The sequence below is a fragment of the Gordonia soli NBRC 108243 genome (genome assembly GCF_000334455.1).
GTDB lineage: Bacteria > Actinomycetota > Actinomycetes > Mycobacteriales > Mycobacteriaceae > Gordonia > Gordonia soli.
This window is the reverse complement of record NZ_BANX01000018.1, coordinates 1-23,195: the sequence shown is the minus strand read 5'-3', so window position 1 is coordinate 23,195 and position 23,195 is coordinate 1. Positions and strand designations below refer to the sequence as shown.

At 68.6% G+C, this 23,195-nt stretch carries 22 protein-coding genes and 1 tRNA gene; 13 read left to right on the top strand and 10 right to left on the bottom strand.

Translation table 11 applies throughout. The features are described 5' to 3' along the window. The 4 genes from GS4_RS12740 (at position 1) to GS4_RS12725 (ending at position 3,845) form a co-directional block, all read left to right on the top strand. Complete coding sequence (locus GS4_RS12740) at positions 1–975, top strand: VWA domain-containing protein (RefSeq protein WP_007621125.1); 975 nt, start codon at positions 1–3, stop codon at positions 973–975. A 73-nt stretch (positions 976–1,048) separates the two neighbouring features. Next, complete coding sequence (gene fabG1, locus GS4_RS12735) at positions 1,049–1,795, top strand: 3-oxoacyl-ACP reductase FabG1 (protein WP_007621124.1); 747 nt, start codon at positions 1,049–1,051, stop codon at positions 1,793–1,795. Positions 1,796–1,870: 75 nt separating this feature from the next. Next, positions 1,871–2,713, top strand: coding sequence for an NADH-dependent enoyl-ACP reductase InhA (gene inhA, locus GS4_RS12730; protein WP_007621121.1), 843 nt, complete (start codon positions 1,871–1,873; stop codon positions 2,711–2,713). Between the two features lies 1 nt (position 2,714). Then, positions 2,715–3,845, top strand: coding sequence for a ferrochelatase (locus GS4_RS12725; protein ID WP_007621119.1), 1,131 nt, complete (start codon positions 2,715–2,717; stop codon positions 3,843–3,845). A gap of 251 nt (positions 3,846–4,096) precedes the next feature. Here the strand turns inward: GS4_RS12725 and GS4_RS12720 are convergent, their stop codons facing one another. Next, on the bottom strand, positions 4,097–4,888 hold the full coding sequence (locus GS4_RS12720) for an Rv1486c family protein (protein WP_040510441.1): 792 nt from the start codon (positions 4,886–4,888) through the stop codon (positions 4,097–4,099). Between the two features lie 106 nt (positions 4,889–4,994). Here GS4_RS12720 and GS4_RS12715 point away from each other — a divergent pair, with 106 nt between their 5' ends. From GS4_RS12715 to GS4_RS12705, 3 genes are all read left to right on the top strand, one after another. Further along, the gene (locus GS4_RS12715; protein ID WP_007621115.1) at positions 4,995–5,822 is read left to right on the top strand and encodes a DUF3097 domain-containing protein; all 828 of its coding nucleotides are present in this window, start codon (positions 4,995–4,997) and stop codon (positions 5,820–5,822) included. A gap of 128 nt (positions 5,823–5,950) precedes the next feature. Beyond that, on the top strand, positions 5,951–6,379 hold the full coding sequence (locus tag GS4_RS12710; RefSeq protein WP_007621113.1) for an NfeD family protein: 429 nt from the start codon (positions 5,951–5,953) through the stop codon (positions 6,377–6,379). Positions 6,380–6,384: 5 nt separating this feature from the next. Continuing rightward, positions 6,385–7,593 (top strand): SPFH domain-containing protein, encoded by a 1,209-nt coding sequence (locus GS4_RS12705; RefSeq protein ID WP_157226613.1) that lies wholly within the window; start codon positions 6,385–6,387, stop codon positions 7,591–7,593. Between the two features lie 33 nt (positions 7,594–7,626). Here the strand turns inward: GS4_RS12705 and GS4_RS12700 are convergent, their stop codons facing one another. From GS4_RS12700 to GS4_RS12690, 3 genes are all read right to left on the bottom strand, one after another. After that, on the bottom strand, positions 7,627–8,277 hold the full coding sequence (locus tag GS4_RS12700; RefSeq protein WP_007621110.1) for a hypothetical protein: 651 nt from the start codon (positions 8,275–8,277) through the stop codon (positions 7,627–7,629). Then, complete coding sequence (locus tag GS4_RS12695; RefSeq protein ID WP_007621108.1) at positions 8,274–8,852, bottom strand: hypothetical protein; 579 nt, start codon at positions 8,850–8,852, stop codon at positions 8,274–8,276. The genes GS4_RS12700 and GS4_RS12695 overlap by 4 nt, the downstream gene beginning before the upstream one ends. A gap of 135 nt (positions 8,853–8,987) precedes the next feature. Beyond that, the gene (locus tag GS4_RS12690; RefSeq protein WP_007621107.1) at positions 8,988–9,776 is read right to left on the bottom strand and encodes a TVP38/TMEM64 family protein; all 789 of its coding nucleotides are present in this window, start codon (positions 9,774–9,776) and stop codon (positions 8,988–8,990) included. A 131-nt stretch (positions 9,777–9,907) separates the two neighbouring features. Here GS4_RS12690 and GS4_RS12685 point away from each other — a divergent pair, with 131 nt between their 5' ends. Genes GS4_RS12685 through meaB form a run of 3 tightly spaced genes read left to right on the top strand, consistent with a single transcriptional unit; the run spans position 9,908 to position 15,224 of the window. Further along, positions 9,908–11,878 (top strand): methylmalonyl-CoA mutase family protein, encoded by a 1,971-nt coding sequence (locus GS4_RS12685; RefSeq protein ID WP_007621106.1) that lies wholly within the window; start codon positions 9,908–9,910, stop codon positions 11,876–11,878. After that, on the top strand, positions 11,875–14,202 hold the full coding sequence (gene scpA, locus GS4_RS12680; RefSeq protein WP_007621105.1) for a methylmalonyl-CoA mutase: 2,328 nt from the start codon (positions 11,875–11,877) through the stop codon (positions 14,200–14,202). Before GS4_RS12685 ends, scpA begins: the two co-directional genes overlap by 4 nt. Next, the gene (gene meaB, locus GS4_RS12675; RefSeq protein ID WP_007621104.1) at positions 14,202–15,224 is read left to right on the top strand and encodes a methylmalonyl Co-A mutase-associated GTPase MeaB; all 1,023 of its coding nucleotides are present in this window, start codon (positions 14,202–14,204) and stop codon (positions 15,222–15,224) included. The genes scpA and meaB overlap by 1 nt, the downstream gene beginning before the upstream one ends. Before the next feature lie 130 nt (positions 15,225–15,354). Here the strand turns inward: meaB and GS4_RS12670 are convergent, their stop codons facing one another. Both GS4_RS12670 and GS4_RS12665 read right to left on the bottom strand, forming a co-directional pair. Continuing rightward, positions 15,355–16,305 (bottom strand): LLM class F420-dependent oxidoreductase, encoded by a 951-nt coding sequence (locus GS4_RS12670; RefSeq protein ID WP_007621101.1) that lies wholly within the window; start codon positions 16,303–16,305, stop codon positions 15,355–15,357. 50 nt (positions 16,306–16,355) lie between these two features. Next, a complete protein-coding gene (locus tag GS4_RS12665; protein ID WP_007621100.1) occupies positions 16,356–17,468 on the bottom strand; it encodes a nucleoside hydrolase in 1,113 nt (370 codons plus the stop codon). A gap of 141 nt (positions 17,469–17,609) precedes the next feature. On the opposite strand from GS4_RS12665, the gene GS4_RS12660 reads away from it, so the two are divergent. After that, positions 17,610–18,563 carry a mechanosensitive ion channel family protein gene (locus GS4_RS12660; RefSeq protein WP_007621098.1) on the top strand — a complete coding sequence of 318 codons (954 nt, stop codon included), beginning with the start codon at positions 17,610–17,612 and terminating at the stop codon, positions 18,561–18,563. 79 nt (positions 18,564–18,642) lie between these two features. Here GS4_RS12660 and GS4_RS12655 read toward each other — a convergent pair. Further along, positions 18,643–18,728: transfer RNA gene (locus tag GS4_RS12655), tRNA-Leu, on the bottom strand. A gap of 85 nt (positions 18,729–18,813) precedes the next feature. On the opposite strand from GS4_RS12655, the gene GS4_RS12650 reads away from it, so the two are divergent. Both GS4_RS12650 and GS4_RS12645 read left to right on the top strand, forming a co-directional pair. Then, positions 18,814–20,148: a M20/M25/M40 family metallo-hydrolase gene (locus tag GS4_RS12650; protein ID WP_007621096.1), complete on the top strand. Its 1,335-nt coding sequence runs from the start codon at positions 18,814–18,816 to the stop codon at positions 20,146–20,148. Between the two features lie 93 nt (positions 20,149–20,241). Beyond that, positions 20,242–20,787: a YbhB/YbcL family Raf kinase inhibitor-like protein gene (locus GS4_RS12645; protein ID WP_007621094.1), complete on the top strand. Its 546-nt coding sequence runs from the start codon at positions 20,242–20,244 to the stop codon at positions 20,785–20,787. A gap of 142 nt (positions 20,788–20,929) precedes the next feature. Here GS4_RS12645 and GS4_RS12640 read toward each other — a convergent pair whose 3' ends face one another. The 3 genes from GS4_RS12640 to GS4_RS12630 all read right to left on the bottom strand — a co-directional run. Next, positions 20,930–22,033: a quinone-dependent dihydroorotate dehydrogenase gene (locus GS4_RS12640; protein WP_007621092.1), complete on the bottom strand. Its 1,104-nt coding sequence runs from the start codon at positions 22,031–22,033 to the stop codon at positions 20,930–20,932. Further along, positions 22,027–22,329, bottom strand: coding sequence for a DUF5703 family protein (locus GS4_RS12635; RefSeq protein WP_007621090.1), 303 nt, complete (start codon positions 22,327–22,329; stop codon positions 22,027–22,029). The genes GS4_RS12640 and GS4_RS12635 overlap by 7 nt, the downstream gene beginning before the upstream one ends. A 2-nt stretch (positions 22,330–22,331) precedes the next feature. Then, the coding region (locus GS4_RS12630) for a YncE family protein (protein ID WP_007621081.1) at positions 22,332–23,195 on the bottom strand (864 nt) is incomplete at its 5' end.

Sequence of the window (23,195 nt, the reverse complement as noted above, 5' to 3'; positions counted from 1 at the left end):
GTGTCGTTTCTGTCCAGCCCGTGGTGGCTGCTGTTCCTGCTGGTCGTGGCGCTGCTGGGTGCCGCATACGTCTACGTGCAGCGGATGCGTCGCAAGCGCGCCCTACGGTTCGCCAACCTCGACCTCCTGAACACTGTCGCGCCCTCCGAGCGCAACCGGTGGCGGCACGTCCCGATCGCACTCCTGCTGGTGTCGCTGATCCTCTTGACCATCGCGGTCGCCGGCCCGCAGGCCGACCGTCGGGTCCCGCGCAACAAGGCGACGGTGATCCTGGTGATCGACGTGTCGCGGTCGATGAACGCGACCGACGTGTCGCCGTCCCGTATCCGCGCCGCACAGGAGTCGGCGAAGAAGTTCGCCGACGAACTGACCGACGGGATCAACCTCGGCCTGATCTCCTATGCGGGCACCGCGGCCACCCTGGTCTCGCCGACTCCCGACCACAACGCCACCAAGACGGCGGTCGACAAGCTGCGGCTCGACGACAAGACGGCCACCGGCGAGGGCATCTTCGCTGCCCTGCAACAGATCCAGACCCTCAACGCCGTCCTCGGTGGTGACGCGGCCGCGCCGCCCGCCCGCGTGGTGCTGCTCTCCGACGGCAAGGAGACCGTCCCTGACGACCCCGACGACCCGCGGGGCGCCTTCACCGCGGCCCGCAAGGCCAAGGAGGAGAAGATACCGGTCTCCACCATCTCCTTCGGTACGATGACGGGCACCGTGGACCTCGAGGGGGATCAGGTCCCGGTACCGGTCGACGACGAGTCGCTGCGGAAGATCGCGAATCTCAGTGGGGGAGACTTCTTCACGGCCGCCAGCCTCGACGAGCTGAACAAGGTGTACGAGACGCTGCAGGAGCAGATCGGCTTCGAGAAACGGCGCGGCGACAACTCCCGTCCGTGGCTCATCGCCGGCACCCTGCTCGCGGTGCTGTCCGCCTTCGCGGCGCTGGCGATCAACCGCCGACTCCCGTGATCGTCAGCACCGGTACCCGCCAGGTCTCCACCTGGGCGGTACTGCAGTTCGACGAACGGATAGGTTGACGACCATGGCAGACAGCAATGCAGAGCAGGGCGGACGGAGCGGTCAGGTGTCGCGATCGGTGTTGGTGACCGGCGGCAACCGCGGCATCGGGTTGGCCGTCGCGCGGCGACTCGCCGCCGACGGACACAAGGTCGCGGTGACGCACCGCAGTTCGGGTGCTCCGGAGGGGTTGTTCGGCGTCCAGTGCGACGTCACCGACAACGCGTCCGTCGAGCGTGCGTTCGACGAGGTGGCCGAGCATCAGGGACCGGTCGAGGTCCTGGTCGCCAACGCGGGGATCACCGACAACATGCTGCTGATGCGTCTCTCGGAGGATTCCTTCGAGAAGGTGATCGACGCGAACCTGACCGGTGCCTTCCGCTGCGCCAAGCGGGCCACCAAGGGGATGCAGCGCGCGAAGTTCGGTCGGATGATCTTCCTCGGCTCCGTGGTCGCGACTTCCGGTATCCCCGGGCAGGCCAACTACGCCGCCTCCAAGGCCGGCCTGATCGGCCTCGCGCGTTCGATCGCCCGCGAGGTCGGCTCGCGCAACATCACGGCGAATGTGGTGGCACCGGGCTTCATCGAGACCGACATGACCAACGAGATGGAAGACCGCTACGTCGAGATGGCAAAGCAGGCGATCCCGCTCGGTCGCGTCGGCCAGCCCGAGGACGTGGCGGCCGCCATCAGCTTCCTCGCCTCCGACGAGGGCGGCTACATCACCGGCGCGGTCATCCCGGTCGACGGCGGCATGGGCATGGGCAACTGAGCACCCGATCCTCGATCGACCCGACCGACATCCGACGCTCGATCGATTCGAGCAGCACACACCAGGAGTGAACCCGTGAGCGGAATCCTCGACGGCAAGACAGTTCTCATCACCGGCATCATCACCGACGCCTCGATCGCGTTCCACGCGGCGGCGATGGCCCAGGAGCAGGGGGCCACGGTGATCATCACCGGTATCCCCGAGCGCCTGCGGCTGATCGATCGGATCGCCAAGCGGCTCCCCAAGGAGGTGCCGCCGGCCATCGGGCTCGACATCACCAGTGAGGACGACCTCAACGCCCTCGCGGGCAAGATCGCCGAGCTGGCACCTGACGGCATCGACGGCGTGCTGCACTCGATCGCGTTCGCACCGCGGACCCTGATGGGGCCGGAGGCGAAGCCGTTCCTCGAAGGACCGGGTCCAGATGCCGCAAAGGCCTTCGAGATCTCAGCGTGGAGTTACGCATCGCTGGCGCGCGCCGTCCTGCCCGCACTCAAAGAGGGTGGCTCGATCGTCGGCATGGACTTCGACCCGCGCACCGCGCTGCCGTACTACAACTGGATGGGCGTCGCGAAGGCCGCGCTCGAGTCGGTCAATCGCTATGTCGCGCGCGAGGTCGGTACGGCGAAGCGCGTCCGGTCGAATCTGGTCGCCGCCGGTCCGATCAAGACCCTGGCCGCCAAGGCCATCGCGGGTACCGCCACCGACGACGCCAAGCAGCTGACCATGCTCAACGAGTACTGGGACGGCGCGTCGCCGATCGGGTGGGACGTCGACGACCCGACCGTCGTGGCCAAGTCGGTGGTCGCGCTCTTGTCCGACTGGCTGCCCGGCACCACCGGCTCGATCGTCTACGTCGACGGCGGGGCCAGCCACAACACCTGGTTCCCGGACAACTTCGTCGGGGGCGATTCCTGACGTGACGACGGCGGATGCGTCGAAGGCGGTCGGAAGCCCGATCGCCTTCGACGCGGTGCTGTTCCTGTCGTTCGGCGGACCGGACGAACCGGCAGACGTCCGGCCGTTCCTGGAGAACGTCACACGTGGTCGAGGCGTGCCCCCCGAACGCCTGGACGAGGTGGCCGAGCACTACCTGCACTTCGGTGGTGTCTCGCCGATCAACCGGCTCAACCTCGAGATGATCGACTCCCTTCGCGGCGAACTCGTATCCCGCGGAGTCGACCTGCCGGTCTTCTTCGGCAACCGCAACTGGCATCCCATGATCGAGGACACCGTCGTCGAGATGTACCGGGCCGGCCACCGTCGCGTGCTCGTCTTCCCGACCTCCGCGTGGGGTGGGTACTCGGGCTGCCGTCAGTACAACGAGGACATCGGGCGTGCGCTGTCGGCGGCCACGGCGGCACTGCCCGAGATCGCATCCGATCCGATGCTGTTGCGCAAACTGCCGCAATACTGGCACGAGCCCTCGTTCGTCGAGGCCTTCGGCGACGCCGTCATCCGCGCGGTCGGGCAACTCCCGAACCGGCCCGTCCGTCCGCGACTGGTGTTCACCGCCCATTCGATCCCCGTCGCCGCCGACCGTTCCGACGGACCGGCGGGTTCCGGTGGGCAGCTGTATCAGCGGCAGGTGTCGGCTGCTGCCGCGGCTGTCGCCGAGAAGGCCGGTTACGGTACCGAATTCGACCTTGTCTGGCAGTCCCGCTCGGGTCCGCCCCAGGTGCCGTGGCTCGAACCCGACATCTGCGACCACCTGGAAATCGTTGCCACACAAGGTGCCGAGCAGGTCGTCGTATGTCCGGTCGGCTTCGTCTCCGATCACCTCGAGGTGGTCTGGGATCTCGACAACGAGGCCGCCGAGACGGCCGAGCGGCTGGGGTTGGGCTATGTCCGGGCGGACACCGTCGGGACCGACACCCGCTTCATCGCACTGATCGCGGATCTGATCGACCGCTACCGCGGGGGAGAGGTGCCGACCGGCCCGACGTCGCTCCCCGGAGACGATGCCGGGCGTGAACTGGGTTGCGCCGACAACGGTTCCACCTGCCGGGCAGTGTGCTGCGTCCCCGCCCGCAGGCCCGCGCGCACCTGAGTCGACGGTTCGGTGTGGGTCGTTCGGTCGGTTCGGTGTGGTTCCATCCGGTGGCGTTCGGTTTCGTCCGCGGATTTCTGGCACGTGAGCGAGGCTCAGTCGGGTATGTGCGCAGCGCGACGCGCTCAGGTGTCAACAATCTGAAATCCCCACGAGAAGCCGACACGCAAGAAGCCGACAGCCGGCGACTCGGCGAACGGGCACCCGACAGTCGGAGGCAGCGAACACCGCCTCAGCCGCGCTTGGACCGGTCAGTCTGCGGTCAGCTCCGCGATGACCGCATTGACCGCGGCCGCGCGCGCGGATCGCGCCGACCTGACGAGTCCGCGCAGGTGTGTGTCGCCGGCGTCGACGGTGCGCGCGGTGGCGCCGAAGGTCGCACCCTCGTCGAGCGCCAGCGCGACGATGGCCTCGATCTGCGCCGTGCTCTCGAGGATGCGATCCGCTCGGGTGACGTCGTGTGGGGGAAGGTCGACGAGCAGTCGCAGGACCAGTCGCTGAACCGCCAGACGGAGGTCGGTGGCCCGACGGGCCGTGGCGGACCCGCGGCCGAGTTCGCCGAGCATCTCGGCACTCTCCCGGATGGCCGTGCGCAGATCGTGATCCACCTGTCCGAGCCCGCCTCCCGACGGGGTGGTGATCGGGGCAGCGTATCGATGCACCGACCATCGGCACACGTCGTCGGTGATCAGTGGGATCACCCCGACCGGGGTCGGTGAGTCCCCGCCGATGACCAGTATCTGACCGGCGAGCAATGCGGCCTCGGTCGCGGGACCGGGCGGCAATCCGTCCGGATTCCCGCTCACCGGCAGATGGATCCGGAGGTCGCGGCGGCCGCGGACCATCGCCAGCACCGCGAGCGGTCCGTCACCGGAGTCGTCCTCGGCGGGGCCGACCACCTCGTGTCGGACGGCGAACCCGCTCAACGTGTCCACCACGTCGTCGGGTGAGCAGCGGCCCGACACCCATGCGGCTGCCCATGCGCCCAGGGCACAGGCCGGCCACGCCGAGGGGCCCGAGACGACGAGATCAGAACTGGTCATGATCCCCATACGATACCGATCGGCCGGTCCGCTGGCGTGTCGGGTGAAGCCGCGCTCGGTCCGACCAATATCGTGTCCCGCGTGAGCGATTCAGGACTGGCCCACCATGGCTGACCGGTATGGCAAGGATGTGCTGAGCAGCCCTCGCCGTGCCCGTCCACGGGTGCCCGAGATGGCCGCTGAGCGCGACCTGGTGGTCGAGGACGCGGCATCGGGCTTCTGCGGTGCCGTGGTGGGTCTCGAGCGGACCTACGACGGTGAGTTCGTCCGTCTCGAGGACCGTCGCGGCGCGACACGGTTGTTCGCCCTTCGGCCTGCGGCATTCCTCATCGACGGACGTCCGGTCACCCTGGTGAAGCCCCGCGTCCGTCGGCCCGCCCCGGTGACCACCACGGCGTCCGGGTCGCGGGTCGCGCCGACCCGACGTGCCCGGACCGCGCGGGCCAGTCGCCTGTTCGTGGAAGGCGTGCACGACGCCACCTTGATGGAACGGGTGTGGGGAGCCGATCTGCGTGACGAGGGTGTGGTCGTCGAGAGCCTCGACGGACTCGACAACCTCGAGGAGGCGTTGGCCGAATTCGGACCCGCGCCGAATCGTCGGGCGGGCATCCTCGTCGACCATCTCGTCGCCGGCTCGAAGGAGGCGCGCCTGACGACGTCGCTACCCGGCCACGTCCTCGTGTGCGGTCACCCCTACATCGATGTGTGGCAGGCGGTGAAGCCTGCGTCGGTGCGCATCCGGGAGTGGCCGGTCATCCCGCGCGGGATCGACTGGAAGACCGGTGTGTGCAACGCATTGGGTTGGGGCACACCGCAGGACGGCTGGCGTCGCGTTCTCGGAGCCGTGTCGGACTTCCGTGACCTCGAAGTGGATCTGCTGCGATCTGTCGAGGAGCTGATCGACTTCGTGACCGCCGCTCCCGAGGACTCCTGAGCCGCGACCGGATCCGGACGCGGCGTGCCGCCCGGGGCCCGTTCGGGTCCCGGGTGCCGCGTGTGTGATCGGTGCTGAGCGTGCCGATGAATCAGTCCGACTAATCGGACATCTGGCAGACTGGTGACATGAGCGCACTGCTCTGGCTGGTAGCCGCGATCGTGTTGGTGGTCGCCGAGATGTTCGGCGGCGAACTCTTCCTGCTCATGTTGGCCGGCGGTGCGTTGACCACGGCGGGCGTCGACTATGTCTTCGATCCACCGGTCTGGGTCGACGGCGTGGTGTTCGCGGTGGTGTCGGTGCTTTTGCTGACCGCGGTCCGGCCGATTGCCCGGCGTCACATGCTGAGTCGGCCTCGAGTGTTGACCAACACCGAGGCCCTGGAGGGCCGGCACGCGGTCGTGACCGAGCAGGTCGACGAGCGCGACGGACGCGTCAAGATCGACGGTGACGTGTGGTCGGCGCGGTCCATGAACCCGGGCGAGGTCATCGAACCGGGAATCGAGGTGACGGTCGTACAGATCGACGGCGCGACCGCCATCGTGTGGAGAGGGTGAATCAGATGGAGATCTTCGGTCTCGTCGTCCTGGTGCTGCTCGTGGTGCTGGCGGTGACCGTGCTGGTCAAATCGGTGGCGCTGATCCCGCAGGCCGAGGCCGCGGTGATCGAACGACTCGGGCGATACACCCGGACCGTGTCCGGTCAGTTGACGCTGTTGCTGCCGTTCATCGACCGCATCCGTGCCCGCGTCGACATCCGTGAACGTGTCGTCTCCTTCGAGCCGCAGCCGGTGATCACCGAAGACAACCTCACCCTGTCGATCGACACCGTCGTCTACTTCCAGGTGACCAACCCGCGGTCGGCGGTGTACGAGATCGACAACTACATCGCCGGCGTCGAGCAACTCACCATCACCACGTTGCGCAACGTGGTCGGTGGGATGACGCTGGAGGAGACCTTGACCTCCCGGGACTCCATCAACGGTCAGCTGCGCGGTGTCCTCGACGAGGCGACCGGACGGTGGGGACTGCGCGTCGCCCGTGTGGAGCTGAAGAGCATCATGCCGCCGCCATCGATCCAGGAGTCGATGGAGAAGCAGATGAAGGCCGACCGTGAGAAGCGCGCGACCATCCTCTCCGCCGAGGGGCAGCGCGAGTCGGCGATCAAGACGGCCGAGGGAAACAAGCAGAGTCAGATCCTCGCCGCGGAGGGTGCCAAGCAGGCCGCGATCCTGGGTGCGGAGGCCGACCGACAATCGAGAATCCTGCGTGCACAAGGTGATCGGGCCGCACAGTATCTGCGCGCGCAAGGCGAGGCGAAGGCGATCGAGAAGACGTTCGCCGCGATCAAGTCCAGCAAGCCGACGCCGGAACTCCTCGCGTACCAGTACCTGCAGCAGTTGCCGGAGATGGCCAAGGGCGAGGCGAGCAAGGTGTGGGTCGTCCCGTCCGACTTCGGCTCGGCGCTACAGGGTTTCGCGAAGTCGTTCGGCGAGCAGGGCGACGACGGGGTGTTCCGCTACGAGGCGCCGGACGAGCCGGTGGCCGAGGTCGACGACTCCGATGTCGAGGACTGGTTCTCGCTGGCATCCGATCCCAAGGTGGCACAGGCGGTTCGGGAGGCCGAGGCGGTCGCGCGTACCCCGGTGGCGGATCCGTCGGCACTCACCAGCCGTTCCATGGGAAGCGTCCCGACCGCCTCGCAGGGCTCGCTGGACTGGCAGGCGCCACCCGAGGCCACGCCGCCCGGTGTCGACGACGGCGCATCCTGACGCCGAGGGCTGAGTTCGACGGTCGGGCGGGTGTCAGCGCACCAGGATCTGACCGACCCCGGCCGCGGCGGCGGCCCAGATCACCGAGGCGAATGTGCCGATGATGAACTGCTCGGCCGCCCCCGGTTCGCGGAGTTCGGGGTAGCGGCCCAGACCTTTGACGGCCATCGCGATGGCGATCGCCTCGGGCCAGTGCGTCGCGAGCGCCCCCACCACCACGAGACGCTCGAGATATCCGATCACCCGGCCGCCGCGTAGTGGAGCGATCGACGGATCCCGGCGCTCGTCCGGTGACGTGGCCGCATCCGCTGCCGGCGGTGTGCCTGCGGGTGGCGGTGTCCGTGCCCGGTCGGCGCCGACGGATTCAGCGTCGTCGCCTGCGACGTCCTCGGAACCGTCTCCTGGCGATCGCCACGGAGGGATACCGCCGGTGACGAGTGCGCCGCGGACCATCGCCGTGCCTCCGGTCACCGCGACGAGCGCGACCAGGAAGTACGTGATCACCGCGGGTACACCGGTCACGCGGTCGGTGCCCAGTGCGAAAACGGCCGCGACACCGAGCACCACGATCATCCCGGCTGCGAGAGCGATCGTGCGCCACGGCGGTGCCGTCCTGGTGAACCTGCCGAGTACCACGGGGACGACGGCGAGCACCGCGAGCAGGGTCAGTGCGGTCGCGGTCATCCGGCGCTCCTCAACAGGTCGGCGGCGAGCATGCGGGTGTCCTCCTCGAGATGCCAGTTGGCGGTGCGCAGGCGTTGGGACATCGCCTGCGGGGTGATGCCCAGTCTCGCAGCAGCCTCCGACTGTGTTCCGTCCCGACGCATCTGGGCCACCGCTGCTCGCCCAGCGGGTGATCGCTCCGACACCACGAGATACAACAGCCGTACCGCGGTTCGGGCAGCGGTCGTGGCATCGTCGTCGGATCCGACGACGGAGACCGGGTACGGCGCGCGCTTGGCGTCGGTCACGGCGACGCGCGCCCGCTCGAACGCCTGCCCGCGACCAGCCCGGGTCTGGGCGGGGAGGGGCTGCTCGACATCGCCGATGCCGATGCCGATGCTCCACCCGCCCAGCTCGGCCAGGATCACGACCGCCGAGATGACGTCGTCGACGTCGTCGAGTACCGCCTGGAACTCGTCTCCTGCCGTGCGATCGAACGTTCGGACCGTGTGGATCCCACTCAGGGCCTCGATGGCACCGGGAACACGATCCGGTTCTCGACGGCTGCGTTGCTGGTCGGTCGTCATCACGTACACGGCGAGTCACCTGACATCCCTGATAGTGGCTACGTTCCCATGGTCGATCAAGCCAGGAAACGCAACTTGCACAAATCAAGCTATCAAACTTGATATGGGTGAATCAAGGTAATGCCTCGACGAACCTGGCGATCGTCACCCTGCGGAAGCGGTCGACTGGTCGTCGCGCATGGCTGCTGGGTCCTCGCCGGTGGTCGGGTCGGCGTCGGGGGAGCGCACGGGCAGTCGGGCGTCGAGTACCAGGCCGATGATGCCCAGCGAGAAGAACAGCGCGCTGAGTCCCAGGAGCAGCGGGTTGCGCTGGCCGGTTAACGCATCGCCGATGAAGACGACGGCCGCTGTGCCAGGGGCCATCCCGAGGACGCTGGCGACGAGGTAGGGCAGTGGTCGCACCGACGACAGCGCCGAGCAGTAGTTGGCCACCGAGAACGGGCAGGCGGCGATCAACCGGATCGACCCCACGGCCAGCCAGCCTCGTCGACTCAGCCGGTATTCGATGGAACGGACGATCGGCTTCGTCAGGAACGGTTGGACGCGTCTGCGCCCGAGTCCCCGGACCAACCAGAACGCGGCCATGGCGGCGACCGTCGACGCGATCATCGCCCCGACGAAGCCGACCAGCGGACCGAACAGAACACCCGACATCACCGTGAAGGTCGATCGCGGGATCGGCGCGATGGTCACCACGGCATAGGCGACGAAGAACAGGACGACGAACCACGGTCCGAGGTCCTCACCCCAGGAGCGGACACTCGCCACCGAAGGGAGTGGCACCAGATACGACGCGGCCACCACTGCGGCGAGGACGACTGCGACGACAGCTGCGCGCTTCACCACACGGGCGTCGACACGCCGACGCGGAGCGGTGTCCGACGCCGTGGCCGCAGACCGGTCGGATGGCGCGACGGACGGGGGTTCGGACACCTGCGTCACTCTACTGGCGGATTCGCGGGTGCCGTTGTCGCGCCGGAGCGTCCGGGTCGGGTCCCGACCGAGCGATCGGCTAAGGTCGGGTACGCGCTCGACAGGGAGCAACACGGAGGTGGAACGCCCCAATGCCCACAGACCACCAACCGCCGACCGATCAGGACGCTTCTCAGCGATCCGGTCCACTGGACGGCCAGGCGCTCGACGACGCCTATAGGTCCTGGTCAGATGCCGCTGCGGCTGTGCTGGCCAAGGCGCGGCGGAGCACTGTCGAGGAGTTGCCGGCGTCGGCCGAGGAACTGTTGTCGACGACCACGGCCGACGGCCTGACGGTGCGTCCGCTCTACACCCGACGCGACGAGCTCCCCGAGGTCGGCCTGCCGGGGGGCTTCCCGTACGTGCGCGGTGCCGACCCGGTCCGCGACGTGAACGTCGGCTGGCGTGTCACCGAGCGATTCGGCGACGACCTGGACGCGCCGATCGCCGATGTGAACACCGGCATCCTGGATGCGTTCGCCAACGGCGCGAGCGGTCTCTGGTTGCGTGTCGGCGCAGGTGTCGGAGTCGACGACATCGCTGCCGTACTCGCCGGCGTCTACCTCGACCTCGTACCCGTCACGCTCGATGCGGGCGCCGACGGTGTCGCCGCTGCCCGCGCACTGCTGGCGTTGCGTGAGGCGGCAGCAGGGGCACCGGTCGCCGCCGACCCGACGCCGGCGACGACGCTGTCGCTCGGCCTGTCACCGCTGACCGCGGCGTTCTCCAGGCGCCCGACGGTCGACCCCGCAGACGCCGTCGCGCTTGCCGCCGAAGTTCCCGCCGACGTCCGGACGTTCCGGGTCGACGGCACCGACTTCGCCACCGCGGGAGCCGATCACGGCCTCGAGTTGGCACTGGTCGTCGCTGCCGCCGTCGCACACCTGCGCGATCTCACCGCCGCCGGACTCGCCCCCGCGGACGCACTGCGGCAGATCACCTTCGCGGTCTCGGTCGACGACGACCAGTTCGCCGGGATCGCGAAACTGCGTGCGCTGCGGGCACTCTGGGCGCGCGTCGCCGAGGTCGCGGGCGCCCCCGAGGCCGGCGGCGCACTCACCCACGCGGTCACCGACCTCTCCATGTTCACCCAGCGCGATCCGTGGGTGAACATGCTGCGCAGCACCATCGCCGCCTTCGGGGCGGGCGTCGGTGGCGCCGACCAGGTCACCGTGCTCGGTTACGACGCCGCGTTGCCGGTCGACGACCGGACATCGAAGCCTTCCTTCTCCCGGCGCATCGCCCGCAACACCCAGCTGCTGCTCCTCGAGGAGTCCAACCTCGGCAAGGTGATCGACCCTGCCGGAGGCTCCTGGTTCGTGGAGTCGCTCACCGCAGAGGTCGCCGCGAACGCGTGGTCGGTCTTCACCGACATCGAGGCTCGCGGTGGGTACCGACAGGCCCTCGCCGACGGTTGGATCGCCGACCGGGTCGCCGGGTCACTGGCTCGACGGGACGCCGAGGTCGCACATCGCCGCATCGCCGTCACGGGGGTCAACGAGTTCCCCAACCTGGCCGAGCGAGCCCTGGCCGACGGTGCCGCGGGAACGACGGACGTCCCCGACGGATCGCCCCGACTCGCCCGTGTCGCACGACGATTCGAGGAACTGCGTGACCGATCCGACGCGCGACTGGCGCGCGACGGCCGTCGCCCGAGCGTGCTGTTGATCCCGCTGGGACCGGTGGCCGAGCACAACGGCCGCACCACCTTCGTCGCGAACCTGCTCGCCGCCGGCGGTATCGACGCCACCAACCCGGGGCCTCTGGCCGCGGATGCGATCGCCACCGCTGTCACCGAGGCACAGACGCCCGTCGCGGTGTTGTGCGGCACCAAGAAGAGGTACGCCGAAGACGGCCCGGCCGCGTTGACCGCGGCCCGCTCCGCCGGTGTCGGCCGAGTGCTGCTGGCGGGGCCGGCGGCCGAGTGGCCCGACGGCGACGACGCACCCGACGACTCGCTGCGCGTCGGCATCGACGCCGTGACCGTCCTCGACGCGCTGCTCGTCGAGCTGGACGACTCCGACAACACGACCGCAGGCGACCGGGTGGGAGCGAGCTCATGACGCAGACCGACACGACGACAGGGGCGGCGGACGGCGCCGGATCGTCGCAGACCATCCCGAACTTCGCCGACGTCCCGCTCGTCGACGACACGGCGACCACCGACCCGGGAGCCACGGCACAGCCGTCCACTCCCGATCGAGAAGCAGCGGCCGAGGCAATCAGTCGGCTCGCGACTGCCCATGGCTATAGCGACGAGCAGGTGACGTGGTCGACGCCCGAGCAGATCGACGTGCGGCCGATCTACACCCGCGCGGACCGCGATGCCGTGGCGACAGAGGGAGACCATCCGTACCCCCTCGACTCGATCCCCGGTGAGGCCCCGTTCGTCCGCGGGCCGTACCCGACGATGTACGTCAACCAGCCGTGGACGATCCGCCAGTACGCAGGTTTCTCCACCGCGGCCGAGTCGAACGCCTTCTACCGGCGTAACCTCGCCGCGGGCCAGAAGGGGCTCTCGGTGGCCTTCGACCTGGCGACACACCGCGGCTACGACTCCGACCACCCGCGCGTCGCCGGTGACGTGGGCATGGCGGGTGTCGCCATCGACTCCATCCTCGACATGCGCCAGCTGTTCGACGGCATCGACCTGGGTGCGGTCTCGGTGTCGATGACGATGAACGGTGCGGTGCTGCCGATCCTCGCGCTCTATGTGGTGGCCGCCGAGGAGCAGGGGGTGCCGCCGGAGAAGCTGGCCGGGACCATCCAGAACGACATCCTCAAAGAGTTCATGGTCCGCAACACCTACATCTATCCGCCGGAACCGTCGATGCGGATAATCTCCAACATCTTCGAGTACACCAGTGCCCGGATGCCGAAGTTCAACTCGATCTCGATCTCCGGCTACCACATCCAGGAGGCCGGGGCCACAGCTGATCTCGAGCTCGCCTACACCCTCGCCGACGGTGTGGAATACATCCGTGCCGGCCTCGAGGCGGGCCTGGACATCGACAAGTTCGCGCCACGTCTGTCCTTCTTCTGGGGAATCGGCATGAACTTCTTCATGGAGGTCGCCAAACTCCGTGCCGCCCGGTTGCTGTGGAGCGAGCTCGTCGCCGACTTCGCCCCGACCAACCCGAAGTCGCTGTCGCTGCGTACGCATTCGCAGACCTCAGGATGGTCGCTCACCGCGCAGGATGTCTTCAACAACGTCGCGCGCACCTGTGTCGAGGCCATGGCCGCGACCCAGGGGCACACACAGTCGTTGCACACCAACGCGCTCGACGAGGCGATCGCGCTGCCGACCGACTTCTCGGCACGTATCGCCCGCAACACCCAGCTGCTGCTGCAACAGGAGTCGGGGACGACGCGGCCGATCGATCCGTGGGCGGGCTCGGACTACGTCGAGTGGCTGACCCACCAGCTGGCGCAGAAGGCACGGGCGCACATCCGCGAGGTCGAGGAGGCCGGCGGTATGACGCAGGCCATCAACGAAGGGCTGCCCAAGCTCCGCATCGAGGAGGCCGCAGCCCGCACGCAGGCTCGCATCGACTCCGGACAGCAGCCCCTGATCGGCGTGAACAAGTACCAGGTCACCGACGACGAGGAGATCGAGGTCCTCAAGGTCGAGAACTCGCGGGTCCGCGCCGAGCAGCTGGACAAACTCGAGCGCCTGCGGGCCGAGCGTGACCAGGCCGCCGTGGCCGCCGCGCTCGCGGATCTGACCCGCGCGGCAGGCAGCAGCGACGGTGGCATGGAGAACAACCTGATGGCCCTCGCCATCGAGGCCGCGCGACACCAGGCGACCGTCGGCGAGATCTCGGCCGCGATGGAGAAGGTCTATGGTCGCCATCAGGCGGAGATCCGGACGATCAGCGGGGTGTACCGACATGAGGCTGGACAGGTGAGCAACATCGAGGCGGCGACGTCGGTCGTGGCCGAGTTCGCCGAGGCCGAGGGCCGTCGCCCCCGCGTCCTGGTCGCGAAGATGGGGCAGGACGGTCATGACCGCGGGCAGAAGGTGATCGCGACCGCGTTCGCCGACCTCGGTTTCGATGTCGACGTGGGCCCGCTGTTCCAGACCCCCGAGGAGGTCGCCTCGCAGGCGGCAGACAACGACGTGCACGTCGTGGGGGTCTCGTCGTTGGCCGCAGGTCACCTCACTCTGGTGCCTGCCCTCAGACAGGCACTCGAGGACGTCGGTCGCGGCGACATCATGATCGTGGTCGGTGGTGTGATCCCGCCGGGAGACTTCCAGGAGCTCTACGCCGCCGGCGCGGCGGCGATCTTCCCGCCCGGCACCGTCATCGCCGACTCGGCGGTCGAGCTCGTCACCAAACTCGCCGGCAACCTCGGGCACGAACTGTCGGGAGCGACCACCGGCTGATGGGGGACACCGCACCGTCCTCGCGGCCCGTCCGCGGGCGACCCATCGACGTCGATGCGCTGGCCGAGGCCGTCCTCGCCGACCGCAGATCCGAACTGGCGCGGGCGATCACGCTGGTCGAGTCGACCCGTGCCGACCACCGCGCCGCCGCGCAGGAGCTCCTGCTGCGGTTGACACCGCATGCGGGGAAGTCGTTCCGGGTGGGCATCACCGGTGTCCCCGGCGTGGGCAAGTCGACGACCATCGAGACCCTCGGCACCCATCTCATCGAGCAGGGCCACAAGGTGGCGGTCCTGGCGGTCGACCCGTCGTCGACGCGCACGGGCGGGTCGATCCTGGGTGACAAGACCCGTATGGGGAAGCTGTCGGTGGCCAAAGAGGCCTATATCCGGCCGTCCCCGACGTCGGGCACGTTGGGCGGTGTCGCGAAGGCCACGCGCGAGTCGATCGTCCTGGTCGAGGCCGCGGGGTTCGACGTGGTGCTCGTGGAGACGGTGGGAGTGGGGCAGTCGGAGGTCACCGTCGCGAACATGGTCGACACCTTCACCTTTCTCACGTTGGCCCGGACCGGGGACTCGCTGCAGGGCATCAAGAAGGGCGTTCTCGAGCTCGCCGACGTCGTCGTGGTGAACAAGGCGGACGGCAAACACGCGATCGAGGCACGTTCGGCCGCGCGGGAACTGACCAACGCCCTCAAACTCATCCACCCGCATGACGCGCTCTGGACGCCGCCCGTGCTGACGATGAGCGCGATGGAGAACACCGGTGTCACCGAGTACTGGGACGAGGTCACGCGGCACCGCGAGGTGCTGACCGAAGCGGGCCGATTCGATGAGACCCGTCAACGCCAGCAGGTCGAGTGGACCTGGTCGATGGTCACCGACATCGTCCTCACCCGCCTCGGCCGCAGCGCCGAGGTGAAGGGAATCCGGGACGAGGTGGAGAGCCGGGTCCGGGATGGATCGTTGACACCGGCCCTCGCCGCGCAGCAGATCGTCGACGCCTTCGACTCGCCGTCCTGAGGCGCCCCACGGCAGTCGCTCGAGCTCGCACGTCGTCACCGCCCAGAAGGCAACAGCCCAGAAACAGCGCAGCAGGGCGACGCGCAGCCGCGCGACGGGGCGGACCGTCGCGCGGCAGCGCGTCAGCAGGTCACTTGATCAACGGGGCCAGTGCCTCACCGAGCAACTGGACCCTGCCTTCGATGTGCCCGTTGGCGGGCAGGTTCACGGTCACCCCGTCGACCCCGGTGGCCAGGAGCGACGCGTATGCCTCCGCGACCTCGGCGGGAGCGCCGACGATCGCCGTTCCACGACGCACCCCGGCTTCGGGGGTGCGCTCGAGGTACGCGTCGAACTCACGCTCGGCCTCTTCGCGGGTCGGCGCGACACATGCCGACGTCTGCAGGCTGACGGTGATCTCCGAGCGGTCGCGGCCGAGCCGTTCGCAGTGCCCGGCAAGGGCTTCCAGCTTGCGGCCGATGTCCTCGACCGCGCATATCAGATTGGATTCGTCGGCGTACTGGGCCACGAGTCGCAGCGTCTTCTTCTCGCCGCCGCCGCCGATCAACACCGGGATGCGGCTCAGTGGGGCTGGGGAGTTGATCGCGTCGCGGACCTGATACCACTTGCCGTCCAGGCTGGGACGCTCACCGCGCAGCATGCCGAGGACGATCTGCAGCGACTCCTCGAGCTTCTCGAAACGGTCGGTGAAGGTACCGAATTCGTAGCCGAGCGAGTCGTGCTCGAGCTCGAACCAGCCCGCACCGATTCCCAGTTGCGCGCGGCCGCCAGAGACCACGTCGAGCGCGGTGACGGTCTTTGCGAGCAGTGTGGGATGCCGGTAGGTGTTGCCGGTGACGAGTGAGGACAGGCGGACCCGCGAGGTGTGCTGGGCGAGCGCCGTCAGGAGGGTGTAGCACTCGAGCATCTCCTGGTCGGGGCTGCCGAGCATCGGGAGCTGATAGAAGTGGTCCATCACGAGGACCGTGTCGAATCCCGAGTTCTCGGCCTCGACGGCCTGGCGGGTGATGGTGGGGAAGAGTTCGTCGGCGGGGACGTCCGGGTAGGTGAAGTTGGGGATCTGATAGCCGAGTTTCGTCACACCGCGACGCTACTCCGGCTCGGCAGCCCTCGCCGCCGACCGGATGCGCCCTACTGGTCGTCCCCCGTCTCCTGTTCGTCCCCCGTCTCCTGTTCGTCCCTCGTCTGCTGTTCGCCGGCAGCAGGGCGCGACCCGACCGCGTCGCGGTGGGCGGCGGCCAGTGCGGCGACGCGGTCGATCACCTCGTCGAAGACCGCGTCGGCGTCGACCGCCGTGACGATCCGCGCGTTGACCGACCCTCCCCACAGCCCACGCTCGTCTGCGACGGTGGCGCCGCGGGTCAGCGAGCCGACCAACTCGACGTCGACGTGCGCCGGCCGCGTCTCGGCGATTCCCGGATCGAGGGCGATCACGGCCGCCAGCGGATCGTGCAGGTGGGCGATGTAGCCCTCGTCGTGAGCGTCGTGGAACTCGAAGTAGAAGCGCAGTGCATCGGTCAGGTGCCGGATGACAGGGGTGTCGGCGACCGATCGCGTGCCGAGATCGTCGGTGCCGTCCAGCAGTTCGACCGGCGACGATCCCGCGGCACCTGCGAGTCGGACGACGTGATCGGGGGTCATGGCGATGGACTCGGTGATGTCCAGCGGGCATACGATCGGGGTGGGTGCGGCGTCGTCGGCGAAGGCGTGGAACATCTCCGCCGCGGCTTCTGGATCCACCGTGACGTTCCACTCGCCGAGTGGGGTGGTGTTGCCGTGGACGTGGAAGGCCCCGCCCATCACCACCAGTCGGCGGAGGCGGGTCGGCAGCGCGGGGTCCCGACGGATCGCGGTGGCCAACGACGTCGCTGGACCGGTGACCAGACCGACGAGTTCGCCCGGGTACTCCTGTGAGGCCGCGATCCATGCGTCGGCGGCATCGGTCGCGGCGACGGTCTGTGTGGGTGTCGGCAATTCCGCGTAGCCGACTCCCAGCGGACCGTGGGTGTCCTCGGTGGTGGTCAGTCCGCCGACGAGGGGGACCGCGGATCCTTCGTGTACCGGGATCTCGTCTCGCTGGAGCAGCGTCAACCACGCCAGATTGTTCTGGGTGACCACGTCCACGGGGACGTTGCCCGCGGTCGATGCGATGCCGACGATGTCGGCATCGGTCCGCGCCAGCAGGTACAGCAGGGCCACCGAGTCGTCGATGCCGGTGTCGCAGTCGAAGAGGATGCGCGTCACGAGAGACGATTGTGTCCTACGACAGTCCCGTCGGTCCTGCCGGGCGGGAGGCCGGTGTGTGTCCTGGCGCACCGGCTGGGACGCCGCGGGGCGGCGTCACCGGCACTCGACAACCTCGGAAACGTACGTACGGTCGGGGTCATGACTGCGCAAGTTCTGGCTTTCGAATGGACCGACACGAGCCGACAGTGGCTCATCGAGAACCCGATCCGGATCGCGGCCTACTTCCTGGTGGCGATCATCCTGAGATTGATCCTGCATCGGGTCATCGACCGCGCGACCCGCCGCCCGCCCGGCCGGCCCGACGCCGCTCCCGGTTCCGACAGCACCAAACCCGCTCTGCTGCGCCATCTACGGGATCGGTCACCCCGGGGTGGCAAGGATCCGGTCGTCGCCGAGCGACGCGCGCAACGGGCGCAGACGATCGGCTCGGTCCTGAAGTCGACGGTGTCGATCATCCTGTTGGTCTGGTTCGTCCTGTCCGCACTGTCGGTGCTTGGCGTCAACATCGCACCCTTCATCGCCTCCGCCGGGATCATCGGTCTCGCAATCGGTTTCGGTGCCCAGAATCTGGTGCGCGACTTCGTGTCGGGTGTGTTCATGTTGCTCGAGGACCAGTACGGGGTCGGTGACATCGTCGACGTCGGTGAGGCGATCGGTGAGGTCGAGACGGTCGGTCTGCGGATCACCACGCTGCGGGACATCGACGGCACGCTCTGGTACGTGCGCAACGGAGAGATCATCCGTGTCGGCAACATGAGCCAGGAGTATGCGGTGGCCCGAGTGGAGGTGCCGGTCGCGCTGACTGCGGACATCGACCGCGCCCAGGAGGTCGCGTTGGAGGCTGCGCGTGCCGCGATCGCCGACCCGGCCGTCGCCGGCGACGTGCTCGGCGTGCCGGAGATGCTCGGCGTCCAGGACGTCTCGCCCGACATGATCACCCTGCGGCTGACCCTGAAGACCAAGGCGAACGCACAGTGGGCGCTACAGCGGCGGATCCGTCGCGACATCCTGCGCGCCTACGAGGAACACGGCGTCGAGCTTCCCTATCCCAACGGCCGCCCGGCGGGCGCGTTCCTGGGTGAGCCCGGCTGAGCCAAGGGGACGCGCGGCCCTTGCCGCACAACGAGAAACCCCCGGAATCCTGGTGGATCCCGGGGGTTTCTGTTCTGGGTGTCCGAGGGGGGACTTGAACCCCCACGCCCGTTAATAGGGCACTAGCACCTCAAGCTAGCGCGTCTGCCATTCCGCCACTCGGACCTGGTTGCGTGCACTGCTGATTGCAACCGCCGGACCACATTAACCGAGGTTGCCCCCGTACCCCAAATCCCGTAGGAGTGTGGAGGTGACTTCCCAGCGTGCGGTCGACGAAGTGGTCGATCTGGTCAGCAGACTCATCCAGTTCGACACCACCAACACCGGGGAGCCCGAGACCACCGTCGGTGAGGCCGAGTGCGCACGCTGGGTCGCGGAGCAGCTCGAGGAAGTCGGATACGAGACGGTCTACGTCGAGTCCGGACGCCCGGGGCGTGGCAACGTCTTCGCGCGGTTGGCCGGTCCGGCGGACTCCGATCGCGGTGCGCTGCTGGTGCACGCCCACCTCGACGTCGTCCCCGCCGAACCTGCCGACTGGAGCGTCCATCCGTTCTCCGGTTCCGTCGAGGACGGTTACATCTGGGGTCGTGGCGCGGTCGACATGAAGGACATGGCGGGTATGGCGCTCGCCCTGGCCCGTCAGTTCAAACGCGAGAACACCGTGCCCCCGCGAGAGCTGGTGTTCGCCTTCCTGGCCGACGAGGAGGCGGGCGGCACCTGGGGTTCGCACTGGCTGGTCGACAACCGTCCGGACCTCTTCGAAGGAGTGACCGAGGCGGTCGGCGAGGTCGGTGGCTTCAGCCTCACCGTCGACCGTCCGGACGGTTCGACCAGGCGTCTGTACCTGGTCGAGACCGCGGAGAAGGGGTTGTCGTGGATGCGACTCACCGCGGACGCCACCGCCGGACACGGGTCGTTCCTGCACGAGGACAATGCCGTCACGGCCATCGCCGAAGCGGTCGCGCGGATCGGTAATCACACCTTTCCGCTGGTCATCTCGGACTCGGTCGCGGAGTTCCTGGGAGTGGTCTCGGAGGAGACCGGACTCGACCTGCGCCCCGGCGCACCGGACCTCGACACCACGCTGTTCAAGTTGGGCAACCTGGCGCGCATCATCGGTGCGACGCTGCGGGACACCGCCAACCCGACGATGCTCAAGGCCGGATACAAGGCGAACGTGATCCCGCAGAAGGCCGAGGCGGTCATCGACTGCCGGGTACTGCCCGGCCGGCAGGCCGCGTTCGAGGCCGAGATCGACGAGTTGCTCGGTCCCGGCATCACCCGCGAGTGGATCACCCATCTCGACTCGTACGAGACGACGTTCGACGGACACCTGGTCGATGCGATGAACGACGCCGTCCTCGCCCACGACCCCGACGGCAAGACGGTGCCGTACATGCTGTCCGGCGGCACCGACGCCAAGGCGTTCGCGCGGCTGGGTATCCGGTGTTTCGGTTTCGCTCCGCTGCAGTTGCCGCCTGAACTCGACTTCGCAGCGCTCTTCCACGGCGTCGACGAGCGGGTTCCGGTGGACGCAGTTCGCTTCGGCACCAACGTCTTCGAGCACTTCTTGCACAACAGCTGATCGTCGGGTGGTGACTGCGGCGACGACGGTCGCGCGCGCCGGCGGTGGCATAGTGGGAGTGGTCCGGCCGCCAACAGAGAGGTGACGTCACCGATGTCGACGAACGATCCCTACGAGCCGTTGCCCGACCTGCCCACGTTCACCGTGACGTCGGAGAGCTTTGCCGACGGTGACGCGCTGCCCAACGCCCAGGTGAGTGGGTTGATGGGTGCCGGCGGTGAGGACCGATCGCCCCAACTGTCGTGGTCGGGGTATCCCGAGGGCACGAAGAGCTTCGCGGTCACCGTCTACGACCCCGACGCCCCCACCGCCTCCGGGTTCTGGCACTGGGCCGTCGCCGACATCCCGGTCTCGGTGACCTCACTGGCCGAGGGCGCGGGTGACGAGGCCGCGAGCGGCGTGCCCGACGGTGCCGTCACGCTCGCCAACGACGCCTCGTTGGCCCGATACGTCGGCGCTGCGCCGCCACCCGGCCACGGCGCCCACCGGTACATCGTCGCCGTGCACGCGGTGGACGTGGAGTCGTTGGAGCTACCCGACGGTGCGACCCCGGCCTACCTCGGGTTCAACCTGTTCTCGCATGCGATCGGGCGCGCCCGGATCGTCGGCACCTACGAGCAGCCGGCGGAGGACGTCTGAGGTGGGACGGCTCGTGGGGCCCTCCTGCGTCTGATCGGGGTGCCGTCATCTCCGCGGAGGTGACGGCATCACCCGTTCTCACCGGTTGTGGTGCGGTGTCCGGCCCGATGGAGCGCGGTGACATGCCCGTGGGTGTGGCTCGTCAGTCGCGAGTCGCGCTGCCGACGGCCTCGGCCAGAGCGGCGAACCCACCGGCTCGGACCCGCTCGGCGATCCCCAGATTGATCCGGCGCGCCCACAGCGGTCCGCCGTAGATGAAACCGGTGTAGCCCTGAACGAGGTCGGCTCCCGCGATGATGCGCTCCCAGGCCTGGTCGACGGTCTCAATCCCGCCGACGCTGATCAACGCGAGCCGGCCGCCGACGCGTCCGTAGAGACGACGCAACACCTCGAGGGAACGATCAGCGACCGGGGGACCGGAGACACCGCCGGCGCCGAGATCGGCGACCTCCGCGTCATCCGAGCGCAGGCCTGCACGCGAGATGGTGGTGTTCGTCGCGACGATGCCGGCGAGCCCGAGCTCGATGGCGAGGTCGGCGACCGCGTCGACGTCGGCGTCGGCGAGGTCCGGCGCGATCTTGACCAAGACCGGTACCGACACCTCGGCGACCACCGCGGCCAGGATCGGCCGCAGCGCATCGACGGCCTGCAGGTCACGGAGCCCGGGGGTGTTCGGGGAGCTCACGTTGACCACGACGAAATCCGAGAGCGGTCCGAGCAGTCGTGCGGACACGAGGTAGTCCTCGGTGGCCTCGTCCAACCCGACGATCTTCGTCTTGCCGATGTTCGCGCCGATCGGCACGGCCACCGGTCCGCGCCGGACGGCGGCCAGATTCTCGGCAGCCGCATGCGCACCGGGGTTGTTGAATCCCATCCGGTTGAGCAGCGCGCGGTCCGCGGGTAGTCGGAACAATCGGGGTTGCGGGTTGCCGGGCTGCGCACGACCGGTGATCGTGCCGACCTCGGCGTATCCGAATCCGAGTTGCCCCCAGGCGTTCACCGACGCAGCGGTCTTGTCGAAACCGGCGGCCAACCCCAGCGGTGCGGGGAAGTCGACGCCGAACACCCGTTGTCGCAGTACCGGGTCGTCGACGGCCAGCAGTGTGGCGGCGAGGTAGCGGAGGCCAGGGGTGCGTCCGACGATGCGGATGGCTGCGGCGGCGACGGTGTGGATGCGCTCGGGGGAGAAGAGGAACATCACCCGGAGCAGCAGTGGGTAGAGCGCCGCGTCCAGGCGATTCAGCATGCGGCCGCGTCCTGCCCCGAGAAGCCCTGGTCGCCACGTCGCGGCTTGCGACGCTTCAGCAACACCTTCCGGGTGCCGTCGGTGTACAGGCGCACGCGGGACAACTCCCACCCGCCGAACTCGGCCTCGAGCGACAGCCGCATCGACGCGGTGACCCGTGTGACATCGGGCGGCAGGTTCACCAGCATCGTCTCGACGTCCTCCGAGGAGACCTCCCAGCCGCGCGGGTAACGCGAGCCGAATCGTGTTCCGGCGCGGCCGGTGCGCGGGCGCACCACGTGATCGTCAGCGGCCACGTTCACCGTCCCGGCGTCGCGGCGTCGGTGGAGGCGTCGGCGCCGACGAGTTGCAGTTCGCCGGTCCGCGCGGAGAGGACGGCGACGGTCCCGCTGCGATCGTCGACGACGACCGAATCCGGCTGGGCGACTGCGGGGAATCGACGCTTCTCCGTGGGCTCACCGCCGGACAGGTCATAGGCCACCACCTCGTTGTTCGCCGTCGTCGACACCCAGAGGACTTCGCGGGTGTCGTCGTAGTCTACGGCGTACGGACCGTCGGGCACGGGGTAGCGGAACCGCATGACCAGCGGTGAACCGAAGAATCCGATGATCTCGCCGTCCCGGGTGTTGGCGACCGACACCCGGCCGAAGTGATCGATGGTCGCGTTGGTCGCCCCGTTGCCTGCACGCAGCGCAGGTTTCAGCGATCCATCGTCGATGTCGACCGGTGTCGCCGACGACTGTGCGCGATCGACCACCACCACCTGCTCGTCGGGGAGGTCGGCACCGCGCGGCGATGCGGTCAGCTCGTCGACCCTGATGAAGCCGCGGATCGTGCGGACCTGCGCCAGGTTCTCGTCGAAAACCACCACTTGGCCGCCGGCCGTGCCGACCACCACCCGACCGTCGGCGGTCTGGGCGACCGCGGTCGGGTCGTTCACCGTTGTCTTCACGGTGGTGGTGGCTCCCGTGGCGTCGACGCGCACCAGCACGCCGGGGCCGACGCCGACCAGGCCCCCGCCCTCGGCGGGCACGAGGGCCACGAGATCGGGCGTGGCGACACGTGGCGGAACGGCGGGACGACCGGAGAGGTCGTACCGCAGGAGGCCCTGGCCGGGAGCCAGGACACTGACCACCCCGTCCGCGATGGCGAGGCCGCGCGC